The 11,768-nt window shown below is 53.6% G+C and carries 11 protein-coding genes; 2 read left to right on the forward strand and 9 right to left on the reverse strand.

Features of this window, described 5'->3' with window-relative positions; all coding sequences use genetic code 11:
* From KTH90_RS06600 to KTH90_RS06620, 5 genes are all read right to left on the reverse strand, one after another.
* Entirely contained in the window at positions 1-381 is a 381-nt protein-coding gene (locus KTH90_RS06600; protein WP_058722725.1) for a metal-dependent transcriptional regulator, read from the reverse strand.
* Positions 371-1,873 (reverse strand): ABC transporter ATP-binding protein, encoded by a 1,503-nt coding sequence (locus KTH90_RS06605; RefSeq protein ID WP_238726507.1) that lies wholly within the window; start codon positions 1,871-1,873, stop codon positions 371-373. The genes KTH90_RS06600 and KTH90_RS06605 overlap by 11 nt, the downstream gene beginning before the upstream one ends.
* Before the next feature lie 12 nt (positions 1,874-1,885).
* Positions 1,886-2,617, reverse strand: coding sequence for an energy-coupling factor transporter transmembrane component T (locus tag KTH90_RS06610; protein WP_003500066.1), 732 nt, complete (start codon positions 2,615-2,617; stop codon positions 1,886-1,888).
* Positions 2,617-3,204 (reverse strand): MptD family putative ECF transporter S component, encoded by a 588-nt coding sequence (locus tag KTH90_RS06615; RefSeq protein WP_238726508.1) that lies wholly within the window; start codon positions 3,202-3,204, stop codon positions 2,617-2,619. The genes KTH90_RS06610 and KTH90_RS06615 overlap by 1 nt, the downstream gene beginning before the upstream one ends.
* 124 nt (positions 3,205-3,328) lie before the next feature.
* Positions 3,329-3,946 (reverse strand): TetR/AcrR family transcriptional regulator, encoded by a 618-nt coding sequence (locus KTH90_RS06620; RefSeq protein WP_238726509.1) that lies wholly within the window; start codon positions 3,944-3,946, stop codon positions 3,329-3,331.
* 126 nt (positions 3,947-4,072) lie between these two features.
* On the opposite strand from KTH90_RS06620, the gene KTH90_RS06625 reads away from it, so the two are divergent.
* Both KTH90_RS06625 and KTH90_RS06630 read left to right on the forward strand, forming a co-directional pair.
* Positions 4,073-5,824, forward strand: coding sequence for an ABC transporter ATP-binding protein (locus tag KTH90_RS06625; protein ID WP_238726510.1), 1,752 nt, complete (start codon positions 4,073-4,075; stop codon positions 5,822-5,824).
* Positions 5,817-7,541 carry an ABC transporter ATP-binding protein gene (locus KTH90_RS06630; RefSeq protein ID WP_238726511.1) on the forward strand — a complete coding sequence of 575 codons (1,725 nt, stop codon included), beginning with the start codon at positions 5,817-5,819 and terminating at the stop codon, positions 7,539-7,541. Before KTH90_RS06625 ends, KTH90_RS06630 begins: the two co-directional genes overlap by 8 nt.
* 57 nt (positions 7,542-7,598) lie before the next feature.
* Here KTH90_RS06630 and KTH90_RS06635 read toward each other — a convergent pair whose 3' ends face one another.
* Genes KTH90_RS06635 through KTH90_RS06650 form a run of 4 tightly spaced genes read right to left on the reverse strand, consistent with a single transcriptional unit; the run spans position 7,599 to position 11,768 of the window.
* Positions 7,599-7,886, reverse strand: a complete 288-nt coding sequence (locus KTH90_RS06635; RefSeq protein ID WP_058722746.1) for a winged helix-turn-helix domain-containing protein — start codon at positions 7,884-7,886, stop codon at positions 7,599-7,601.
* 27 nt (positions 7,887-7,913) lie between these two features.
* Positions 7,914-8,285, reverse strand: a complete 372-nt coding sequence (locus KTH90_RS06640; protein WP_238726512.1) for a metal-dependent transcriptional regulator — start codon at positions 8,283-8,285, stop codon at positions 7,914-7,916.
* A gap of 16 nt (positions 8,286-8,301) precedes the next feature.
* A complete protein-coding gene (locus tag KTH90_RS06645; RefSeq protein ID WP_238726513.1) occupies positions 8,302-10,011 on the reverse strand; it encodes an ABC transporter ATP-binding protein in 1,710 nt (569 codons plus the stop codon).
* Positions 10,008-11,768 carry an ABC transporter ATP-binding protein gene (locus KTH90_RS06650; protein ID WP_238726514.1) on the reverse strand — a complete coding sequence of 587 codons (1,761 nt, stop codon included), beginning with the start codon at positions 11,766-11,768 and terminating at the stop codon, positions 10,008-10,010. Before KTH90_RS06650 ends, KTH90_RS06645 begins: the two co-directional genes overlap by 4 nt.

The following is an 11,768-nucleotide window of genomic DNA, read 5'->3' on the forward strand; positions in this document are numbered from 1 at the left end:
CTATTTCTTTTTGTCCATACTTTGCTTTAGATGCCGAAAGCTATTCTCGCTAATCACATGCTCCATGCAGCAGGCCTCCTGTTCGGCGGTTTTGGGCTCTACACCGGCTTCCACCAGCAGGCGAGTGAAGAAGCAATGTTTCTCGTAGGTCTGCTCCGCTACTTCGCGGCCTATATCGGTCAAGCGGAGGAAGAAATCCTCATCCATGGTGAGGAAGCCACCCGCCTTCAAGGTAGCTACCGCATGGCACACGCTGGGCTTAGACACCTCCATATACCGGGCCACATCCACAGAGCGTACCATGCCTTTCTTTTTCTGGAGTACCAACACAGCCTCCAGATAGTCCTCGCCGGAAGCGTGCAGTTTTTTATCAGGAAGCATTGACCGCACCTGTTTCTTGCTCGTGGGAGAAGAAAGTCCGCAAGAGCTCTACAGCTTTCCCATCCATCGGCCGATGCCACAGCACCTTGCTCCCCTGAATGAACAACAGGTAGGTGCAGCATTTATAAATGAGCTCCGGGTCATGCGTGATCAGAAACAGACTCTTTCCCATCTCTTTCAGGCGGTTTAAGTTGTCCGAGACCTCCAGCATATGCCGGTAATCCAATCCGCTGGTAGGCTCGTCAAATATCAGGATCTTTTTGTCCGAGGCTACCGCACTGCCAATCGCCACCCTCTGTTTTTCACCGCCGGACAGGGACATGGGGTGCAGCTTTACTTTGTCCAGCAGGTCAAGGCTGTCCAGAATCTCACTGGCACGGGCCGTGTCCGCTTTCTCGTCCTCGCCATCCATACTGAGTAGCAGTTCGTCCAGCACATCTTCCGTAAACAACTGGTGGTTAACATCCTGCATGACCATGTAGGAAATGTGCCTGCGCTGCTTCGCATTATAGGAGGCCTCATCCATTTCAAGCACGCCTTTCGCCTTCTTGTCCAGACCGCACAGACACCGGGCGAAGGTAGATTTTCCCGCGCCGTTGTTTCCGATGATGCCGATGATCTCCCCTTGGGGCAAGGTCAGGTCTGGAATATCCACATTGAGAGGGCCGTGCTTTTCATAGGAGAACTGGAAGCCCTTGATATGTAATTGCGGAGCGGCCGGTTTGGGAACGGCCTCCGGGGACAGGTGGAATGGGTCCAGTGCCCGCAGCCCCATTCCCTGCAATTCATCGGACGGTAGTTTTTGAAACTCCGATTCGGTAAATTCCCGTACAATACTTCCGCGCTTCATGTAGAGAATCCGATCCGCATAGGGAACGAGATAATAAAGCCGGTGTTCTGCGACAATCACAGTCTTTTTCTCAGACTGCCAGTGCCGGATCACACCAATCAAATCTTCGATGGTGGCAATATCCAAGTTGGAGGATGGTTCGTCCAGTACAAAGATGTCCGGGTGGATTGCATCGGCAGAGGCGCAGGCGATTTTCTGTTTTTCCCCGCCGGATAGGGCAAACAAGCTCCGGTTCAGCAGTTTTTCCAGCTTGAGGCTGTGGGCAGTCTCCTCCAGACGCTTCCGCATCTCCGGGACTGGCAGGGCCATGTTTTCACACCCAAAAACAATCTCGCTGGTGGTATCTACATTGTAGAATTGTGTCCTTGGGTTTTGGAATACAGACCCCACCCGCTGTCCGATTTGATAAAGGGGATAGTCTTTTAGCTCTTTCCCATCTAAGAGGACTTGCCCGGTCAGTTTCCCACCGTAGTAATGCGGGATCAAACCGTTGATCAGCCGGGTCAGTGTTGTCTTGCCGCAGCCAGACTCTCCACAGAGCAGGATAGTTTCACCGTCCTGGATTGTCAGATTGATATGGCTTAGGTTGTTCTCGGTTTCCCCACTCTCATAGGTAAAGGAAACATCTTTCAATTCAATCACGGTATCACCTCCTTACCACGGACTGAAAAAGTATGTAGAGAGCAGTGCAGTTCCGGCAATCAGCACCGCCAGCAGATCCCAGCCGGTAAACCCGACCTTTGTGATATTGGTGCGCCGGACCGGGTTATCGAGGCCGCGGGTCAAGGCCGCCGCAGAGAGATCATCCCCGATTTTGACCACCGAGATCATCAGGGGAATAAAACGGTATTCAATCAGGGCGGCGGGGTTTTGCCAGAACTTCTTTGTCCCGAACTGGACCTCCCGCATCCGCATGGCGTCCTTGATGGCCGCCGACTCCTCCTGCATGGTAGGGATAAAACGAAACAGGACAGAGAGAGGAATGGTGATCTGCCGCCCAATGTGCATCCGGCCAAGTGCGGTAATGCACTCGCTGGCCGTGGTGGATTTGATAATATAGGCTCCCATCACAAAAGCCGGAAACAGCCGCAGAACCAACCCCACCAACAGGACTACCAGCATATTGACGATCATGGGAAACTGGACGGAGTTCTGGATAGCCTGCACAAACAGCCCCGCTGCGAACAGGCAGAAGAACACCGTTGCCGTCTTATACTGCCGATTAGTCAGCAACAGGACAAAGGGTATCATAGCCACCGCAATCATAAAGGCGGTATGGCTATATAGAAATTCTGCGGTAGCGACAACAGCCATCAGCAATAACTTGGTTCGTGGGTCCAAGCAAAAACCTGTTCTGTTTTCAACAACCGCTTGAAGCTGCTCCATTACACAATGCCCGCTCTCTCAAAGTGTTTTTTCAGCATTTTATGGCCCAGAAGCGCGCCCAGAATACCGCCCACAAACAGCAGCGCAAAGCCCACATACATCATCCAGGAGGGCATCAGGGATTGCAAGGTGTTTGCGTACTGATCACCCATGGAGGTGTGGATGTTTTCCCAATATGCTTCACCGGCAAACCAGAGATTGGCGGGGCAGCCCATGATGCCAAGGCAAAAGCAGGCGTAGCTCAGAACAGTGACCTTGAATTTCTGATAGCCGCCGATTTTGAGCACAACATCACTCAGGATGCCGCCGAGCACCCAGCCGAGCAGGCCGATCCAGCCATAGCCGATCAGATAGAAAAAGATGCCGCCGATGATACCTGTGATGGTCAGCATACCAAACTTCTGAATCTTGGTATAGTAGAGCATCATAGGAATGCCGCAGACGATAGGCCAAATTATGAACAGGAACGGGTAGACCACCGGCAGCGCAGTAAGCAGGCCGACAACAAAGAAAATAACGAGGGTCATGGCTGTGTAAATGCCGACATTGATTAGGTCTTTACCTGTGAGCTTCTTTGTGTTTTCCATTTTTGAATATGTCCTTTCTGAAAAGAATTAAGTGTTGCAAAACCCCGTGCAAAGGGGACGCTGCGGTTCCACCTCCACATCACTTGGTTAGTAGATGCTAACTATTGTGCAAAAATTTTGGGGATCAGATCCCCAAAACTGTCTGCCATCCGGAGTTGAAAAAAGAGACAAGCGTGTGAACATATCTCAGCGCGGCCTCCTTGGGGAAGTTGTGCATGACCACTTCAGCCAGGGACGCAAAATACGCATGGAGCAGAATATGCCACTCCTCTTCCGCCAATTCGCGGACCTGGATGCCCCGAGATTTCAATTCTGCAAAGAACTTCAGCGTGACCCGGGTTTCCAGACAGACAACATCATCCAAAAAGGAGGAATACCGCGTGCCCTCCGCCCGCATAAGAAGCAGCCGGAATACATCAAAATGCTCATAGATGTATTCGATAATGACCGACAGCGTTTCCTCCGACAGTTTCCAGAGGGATTTCAAGTCGTCCGTCTTTGCCAGTTCCATGTGCTCATTTACCGACGCCTCATAGATGGCCTTGACCTCCTGAACAACAGGCTCCACCAGCGCGCCAAACAGAGCTTCCTTATCGTCAAAGTGGTTATAAAAAGCTCCGTTAGTCACATGGGCGTCCTTGCAGATCTCCCGGATGCTGGCCCGCTCAAAGCCATATTCCAGAAAGTGCTTTTGGGCGCAGAGCAAAAGATTTTCGTGTGTCTGCTGAAAGTCTCTTGACATTCGCTGTCCCTCCGTCCTATACTAAAATTACACTGTAATATTACGATGTAATTCAAATTTTAGCACAGGGCACTTGAAATTGCAATACCCTCCTTGTATTTTTTGTGGCCTGAAAGGAGGCTGGTTATGAAGTCGAAAGAACCGGGAACGATTCGGCAGCTATTCGCTTTCGTGGGAGAGAGCAACGGTAAAATGCGCCTCTCCATCTTCCTGGCCGTCTTGGGAGAACTGTTTGGCATGGGCCCATTTTTAATGGTGGCTGTCCTCGCGGACGCCTTGTACCGGGGGACTGCAACGCCCACGCTGGTATTGTTTCTCTGCGGAGGCGCCGCAGTTTGCCAGATCATAAAAATGCTGCTTACCTGGCGGTCCTCCCTGATGTCCCACAAAATTTCCTTTACCATACTGAAAAATATCCGGGAGGCCATTACAGATCGGATGGCGAAGGTCCCCATGGGCGTCATGCTGGAAACACCTACCGGGGCTTTCAAAAATCTGATCGTGGACAATGTGGCGAAGTTGGAGGACTCCATGGCCCATTTCATGCCGGAACTGCCATCCAACATCGCCGCACCCCTATGCAGTATTCTTCTGATTTTCCTGCTGGACTGGCGGATGGGGCTGGCCGCACTGGTGACAATTCCGCTGGGCACCCTCTTTTTTGCCGCCATGATGCGGGGATATGGGCCTCGCATGGAGAACTATATGCGATCTGCCAACGAGATGAACAGTGCCTTGGTGGAGTATGTCAACGGTATTCAGGTCATTAAGGCGTTCAACCGATCCGCAGCTTCCTATGGAAAGTATGCCGATTCTGTCCGCTATTTCCACGATTCCACCATGGCATGGTGGAGCCAGTGCTGGCTTTGGAACGCAGCGGCCCGGGCGGTCCTCCCTTCTACGCTTCTGGGGACCCTTCCAGTGGGAGCGTGGCTCTACATGGAGGGAAGCCTTTCTCTCCCTGTCTTTCTGGTAGCCTTGGTGGTACCTCTGGGGTTTATTGCGCCTCTGATGAAGGTATCCGAAGCCATGGAGCAGGTCAGCATGATCAAGGGCAATCTGGAACAGGTCACGGCTTTTTTGAAAACGCCGGAACTTGTCCGCCCCACAGAGCCCGCAGAGCTTGGGGAGCGGTGTTATCAATTCGAGGATGTCCATTTTGCGTACAACGGAGCCGAAGTTCTCCACGGTATCTCATTTCAGACACAGCCCGGTACCATGACCGCCATTGTTGGACCATCCGGCTCCGGGAAGTCTACGATTGCCAAGCTGATGGCCGGCTTTTGGGATGTGACCTCCGGTACAGTCCGCTTTGGCGGGCAGGATATTCGCAGCATTCCGTTTGGACAGCTCATGGGTGAGATCAGCTATGTGGCCCAGGACAATTTTCTCTTTGATAAATCCATTCGGGAAAACATCCGCATGGGAAACCCTGATGCCAGCGACGGGGAAGTAGAGGCTGCGGCCAGAGCCGCCAACTGCCACGACTTTATCATGCAGTTAGAGCAGGGCTATGATACCATGGCCGGTGATGCCGGGGACCGCCTCTCCGGCGGAGAGCGGCAGCGCATCACCATTGCGCGGGCCATGCTCAAGCAGGCGTCCGTCATCATTTTGGACGAGGCAACCGCCTATGCCGACCCCGAGAACGAGGCGCTGATCCAGCAGGCTATCAGCAAGCTGGTGGCGGGAAAGTCTCTGATTGTCGTGGCCCACCGACTGAATACAATCCGCAATGCCGACCAGATATTGGTTGTTGCCAATGGCGAGATTGTGGGCCGGGGCATTCAGGAAGAGCTTCTGGAGAACTGCCCCCTTTACCGGAAAATGTGGCAGGACTACGCCGGCTCTACGGAAGGAGGTGCAGAAGATGTTTGAAATGATTCGCCGTATCTTTAAAATTGCGGGAAACAGCCGGGGAAAAATCGTGGCAGGGATCGTCTGCAATATTCTGAAATCATTCTTCAACGGGTTTATGATGTTCGGTGTATTCTGGATTCTGCTCCATCTGGATGGACTCTCTCCGGTCATCATCGGGCAGGCTTTTGGCGTAATTCTGGGCAGTGTACTGGGCCGCTTCTTTTTCCAGTGGATGTATGACCGTACCATGAGCGGGGCCGGCTATGACATTTTCCGGGACTACCGTCTGGAGATTGGAGAACGGCTGAAACAGGCACCCATGGGATATTTCTCAGAACAAAATCTGGGCACCATTCAGGCCATGCTCACCACCACGATTGCCGATTTGGAGGGGTACTCCATGCTGGCGATTGAGCAGATGACCAGCGGTGTGGCTATGGCTGTACTGATGTCTGTGATGATGTTCTTTTTCAGCCCGGTGATTGCGGGATTGAGCCTTGTGGGGCTGGCGCTTGGGATGCTGGTTCTCCGCTGGGTGAGGCTTCGTGCCGCCCAATATGCCCCTATTTACCAAGAGGCCCAAGAGCATCTGGTCGGTAAGGTGATGGAATACATACGGGGTATTTCGGTGCTGCGTTCTTTCTCTAAAGGTGACGAAGGACAGCGGGAAGTCCGCGCTGCGTTCCAGGAAAAATGGGATGCGGACTACGGCCAGGAAAAGGCTACGGCTGGCGTCCTCCGTTTCTATGGGGTGACCTTTAAGCTCATGAGCTGTGTGCTGATTGCGGCGGCGGCTCTGCTGTATCTGGCAGGGCAGATCAGCCTGCCTTATTGCTTGACTTTCCTGTTCTGCGCTTTCACAGTCTATTCCGACTTGGAGACGATGGGCAACAGCGCCTTTTTGAGCAAGAAGATCAATACGGAACTGGACCGGCTGGAGGAAGTCACCGACATTCCAAAGATGGATGCCAGCTCGGAGAAACTGGTTGTGTCCCACTATGATATTTCTCTGGAACATATCTCATTTGGCTATGGGGACCGCCGGGTGATCCATGATATTTCGCTGGAAATCCCGGAGCACACCACCTGCGCGATTGTAGGACCCTCCGGCAGCGGCAAGACCACACTCTGCAATCTGATTGCCCGCTTTTGGGATGTGCAGGAAGGGACCGTTCGGATTGGCGGAAAAGATGTGCGGGATTATACTGCGGACAGCGTGCTGGAATACATCAGCATGGTCTTTCAGAATGTGTACCTCTTTCACGACTCTGTGGAAAACAACATCCGGTTTGGCCGGCCGGAAGCCACCCATGAGCAGGTGGTAGCGGCCGCAAAACGGGCCTGCTGCCACGACTTCATTTTGTCCCTCCCTGAAGGATACGACACAATCATCGGAGAGGGCGGCTCCACTCTCTCCGGAGGAGAAAAGCAGCGTATTTCCATCGCCAGGGCCATTTTGAAAGATGCTCCCATCATCATTCTGGACGAAGCGACTTCCAGCGTGGACCCGGAGAATGAGCAGGCGCTTTTATCTGCCATCCAGGAGCTGACAAAGGATAAGACGCTGATCTCGATTGCCCACCGTCTGAGCACTGTCCGAAACGCCGACCAGATTATTGTAATAGACCAAGGGCGAGTTGTTCAACAAGGGAAACATAACGAATTACTACAAAAGGATGGGATATATCGAAAATTTTTATCTCTACGCACAAGGGCAACTGGCTGGCATCTATAACTGATGAATATAGAATAATGGCTGTGATTAGAGGCAATCTATTCACAGCCATTATTTTTATTTTTGAAAGCGATAACCGTATCCATGTACAGTTTGAATCGCATTGATATTTAGTTTTTTCCGTATCTTGTAGATCCGGCTGGTGACGCTTTCGAGGCCGGAAGCAAAATCATCAGGCATCGCATATCGGTAAAGCTGCTCCCGGGTAAAGGTCCAGCCGGGATGCAAAGCCAGATAGTATAAGATATTGAACTCCATCGTGGTCAACTCCACAACTTGTTCATTTACATAGACCCTGCGTTGATTTGGGTCAATACACAAATTCCCATATTGCAGCACAGCCATCCCGGTCACCAGCTTCACCTCCCGCGACTATTTCTTTTTGTCCATATTCTGCTTCAGATGCCGAAAGCTACTCTCGCTGATCACATGCTCCATGCGGCAGGCATCCCGCTCGGCGGTCTTTGGCTCTACGCCTGCATCCACCAGAAGACGGGTGAAAAAGCAGTGTTTCTCATAGGTCTGCTCGGCTACCTCGCGACCCACATTAGTCAGGCGGAGGAAGAAATCCTCATCCATACTGAGGAAGCCACCTTCTTTCAAGGTAGCTACCGCATGGCACACGCTGGGCTTGGACACCCCCATATACCGGGCCACATCCACGGAGCGCACCATCCCTCTTTCCTTTTGGAGTACCAACACGGCCTCCAGATAGTCCTCGCCCGACGCATGGAGTTTTTTCATAGACGCGACCTCTCATTTATACAGTGATTTTCTGTTCTGCGTTCCACATGGCCGCATATTTTCCATTCTCGGCCAGCAGCTCCTCGTGGGTGCCGGACTCCTTGATTGTTCCGTCTGCCACTACCAGGATCTGATCCGCATTCTTGACGATGGACAGGGTATGGGCGATCATTACCACGGTCTTTTTCGCCTTGAGCAGATTGGCGATGGCCTGCTTGACCGCCAGTTCGTTCTCGATGTCCAGGGAGGCCGTGGCCTCGTCCAACAGCAGAATCGGGCTGCCCTTCAGAATGGCACGGGCGATAGACAACCGCTGGCGCTCCCCACCGGAGAGAAGATTACCGTTCTCGCCGGTAGGGGTATCGTAGCCCTTTTCCATCCTGCGGATAAATCCGTCACAGTTGGCCTCCCGGCAGGCTGCCTCAATCTCAGCGTCTGATGCGCCGGGGCGGGCGTGGCGGATGTTGTCTCGGATGGTGTCGTCAAAGAGGAACACATCCTGATCTACCATGGAAACCTGCTCCAGCACGCGCTCCGCCGCCACATGATTGATGGGCTTCCCTCCGATGGAGATGACACCGCCGGCCGGCTCATAATATTTTGCAATCAAATTCAGGATGGTGGATTTGCCGGAGCCGGAATCGCCCACAATGGCGGTCAGCTTCTGATCCGGCACCGTAAAGGACGCCTGCTTCAGCACCGGCTCTCCGGGAACATAGGCAAAGTCCACATGGTCAAAGATGATCTCATGGGTAGCGGGCCGCAGCGCCTCCATGCTGCCGCTTTCCTCCGGCTCATCCATCACGCCCAAGATCTTTCCTTTGGAGATCATCAGGTTTTTGTAACTGGTGAGGTCCACAAAAATGGCGTTGGCAAGCTTGGAACAGAACAGCGGCAACATGCAGACCAGCAGATAGGAAACCGTGTCGATGGCCCCGGCTGCCCACGGCGCGTAGGCGGTCCAGATGACCAGCGGGCAGGACAGCCAGATCAGGATGCCCAGGCCGGCTCCCACAGGGAGCACCTTGGCCTCATATACAAAGCTGATGCGGCAGAAGTCCCGCATGGCGCTGATGACCGTCTTGTTTTTCAAGCCGCCCACACCATAAGCCCGGAAGGTCTGGATGCCAGATACATACTCCACGATGCTGCTGACATTCTCCGCACAGATGTCATTCTTTTCTTTGCCGTACTTCTTCACCATACGGAAAGAAAGCCACAAACCGGGAATCAGCAGCAGATCCGCCGCCAGCAGGATCAGTCCGGCGGGGACATAGATCGTCATGACAAACACAATCAGCATGATGGACAAGGCAAAGTTTTTCGCCAGGTCCCCGATTTTGTGGGTCAGGATCTTTTCATAGTTATTGACATCGCTGGTGATGGTGTTGATGTAGTCGCCGGTCTGCCCCTGGGTAAACCGGGACAGAGGGATACGCTTGAGATGATCCCCCATAAACAGCCGGATATTTTGGCTGACTTCCGCGCCGCCGATCTGGGCTTTGGTGTAGCCATAGCTGTAAATCAAGATACGGAGCAGGAAGATGCCGGCAATCGCCCCGGTCAGCATCAGCACCCGGTCCAGGTCAAACTGCCCCGCCCACAAAAACTGCATGACCGAGTAAAGCAGCAGGAACAGGCTGCCGGAGAGCAGGCCCTCCAAAACAGTTCCCCCAACGCCAATATAAAAATTTTTATTCTTTTTCAAGACATCGTGTTCTCTCATTCTCCTCGCCCCCCTTCCAACTGATAGGTGATGTTCCGGGCCTTTTCATAGTCCTCCCAGGCTTTCCGGTAGTAAGCGTTATCCCTGCGGACTTCCTCATGGGTGCCGACGCAGGTGATGGTGTGGTCCTCCACCACTGCGACCCGCTCACACATCTTCAGGGCGCTGAGGCGGTGGGCAACCACAATGACGGTCTTGCCTTTACAAAGATTTTGGATGGCCCTGTCAATCTCCATCTGGTTTTCCGGGTCGGAGGCGCTGGTGGCCTCATCTAAAATCAGGATCGGGGCATTTTTCAAAATGGCGCGGGCAATGGCGATCCGCTGCTTCTCTCCGCCTGAAAACCGGGAGACGAAACTCCCCGCCCTGGTATCGTAGCCATCCGGCAGAGACATGATGAAGTCATCGATCTGGGCTTCCTTTGCGGCGGCCCTCACTTGCTCCAGACTGGCGCTGCTCCCCATGCGGATGTTCTCCAGTACACTGTCGCGGGTGAGGAAGGTCTTTTGAAATACGATAGCCACATTGCTCAAGATGGTGTCGTAGTCCAGCTCCTTGACATTTTTCCCGCCGATCAATACCTCGCCCTCCTGCACATCATAGAAGCGGGAAATCAGTTCGATAATGGTGCTCTTACCGGCGCCGGACTGCCCCACCAAGGCCAGCCTCTCTCCGTCCCTGATCTTGAGATTGACGCCTTGCAGCACATCGGTTTTGCCATCGTAGGAAAACCGTACATTCCGCAGTTCAATATCATGGCATTGGGGGAAATCCGTACCGCCCTCATAGATGGGGACATCCAGGATCTCCTTCGCTTTGGTGACCGCGTTCAGCACATTGGCGAAATTGGTCCCCAGCTCCTGCAGCGGACGGATCTCCGTCAGGTACATGGACCCCACATAGAGGAACAGCAGGAATGCGCTGGCTGTCAGGGAGCCTTTCAGGAAAAACATCCCGCCCAGCGGCACCATGAGCAGCATTCCGCACTCAATGATGACCACGAAGGCCGCATAGGGTGGCCCCATGCGGCGGGAGGTCTCGTTCCACATGGCGTTTTCCTCATGGATGGCGGAGGAGAATTTCTGGAAGGATTTGCTCCCCATGTTGTATGCCTTGATGAGCTTCATGCCGCTGATATACTCGATCATGACCGAGTTCAGCGCGGTGATGGAACGGTTAGCCCGGTCCATCAGGTCGTCCGTGTTGCGGAACATGACCGCCATCACCACAACCGCAAGCACCAGCGGCACCAGGGAAATCAGAGCCAGCGGGATATTGACGGTCATCAGGTAGGCAAAAACCACCACCGGCCCCACCAGATAGCACACCAGATCCGGCAGGTTGTGGGCCAGAAACAGCTCCAGCTTCTCGATGTCCTCATTCAGTACGGTTTTGATGTCTCCGGTCCGCCGCTCGTTCAGCGCCCCCAGCGGCACCTTAGCCATGTGCTCCGCTACCATGCAGCGTACCTTGAACAGCGCGCCGTAGGCTCCCTTGTGAGATACTACCCCAGACGCACCGAACAGCACAAAGCGGAGCACCACCGCCGCAGCCACAGCAGCCACGACCCGCACCACCAGTTCTTCGGTACAGGTCCCGCCAAAGGCGGCGTCCATCAGCCGGTAAATTTCAATATAGGGCACCACAATGCACAGGCCCCCAGCCATCGCCAGAAGCACGGCCAGGAACAGCCATACCTTTTGCTCCCCGGCCCAGTGGAGCAGCAGGGCTACACGATTGGTTTTCTTCTGTTTCAT

It is taken from the genome of Diplocloster modestus (genome assembly GCF_019042245.1).
Lineage (GTDB): Bacteria > Bacillota > Clostridia > Lachnospirales > Lachnospiraceae > Diplocloster > Diplocloster modestus.

Bases quoted from the DNA above. Each gene is read 5' to 3' on its own strand.
- KTH90_RS06600 (WP_058722725.1), bottom strand. From the start codon at position 381: ATGCTTCCTGATAAAAAACTGCACGCTTCCGGCGAGGACTATCTGGAG.
- KTH90_RS06610 (WP_003500066.1), bottom strand. From the start codon at position 2,617: ATGGAGCAGCTTCAAGCGGTTGTTGAAAACAGAACAGGTTTTTGCTTG.
- KTH90_RS06615 (WP_238726508.1), bottom strand. From the start codon at position 3,204: ATGGAAAACACAAAGAAGCTCACAGGTAAAGACCTAATCAATGTCGGC.
- KTH90_RS06620 (WP_238726509.1), bottom strand. From the start codon at position 3,946: ATGTCAAGAGACTTTCAGCAGACACACGAAAATCTTTTGCTCTGCGCC.
- KTH90_RS06625 (WP_238726510.1), top strand. From the start codon at position 4,073: ATGAAGTCGAAAGAACCGGGAACGATTCGGCAGCTATTCGCTTTCGTG.
- KTH90_RS06630 (WP_238726511.1), top strand. From the start codon at position 5,817: ATGTTTGAAATGATTCGCCGTATCTTTAAAATTGCGGGAAACAGCCGG.
- KTH90_RS06635 (WP_058722746.1), bottom strand. From the start codon at position 7,886: ATGGCTGTGCTGCAATATGGGAATTTGTGTATTGACCCAAATCAACGC.
- KTH90_RS06640 (WP_238726512.1), bottom strand. From the start codon at position 8,285: ATGAAAAAACTCCATGCGTCGGGCGAGGACTATCTGGAGGCCGTGTTG.
- KTH90_RS06645 (WP_238726513.1), bottom strand. From the start codon at position 10,011: ATGAGAGAACACGATGTCTTGAAAAAGAATAAAAATTTTTATATTGGC.
- KTH90_RS06650 (WP_238726514.1), bottom strand. From the start codon at position 11,768: ATGAAACAGAAGAAAACCAATCGTGTAGCCCTGCTGCTCCACTGGGCC.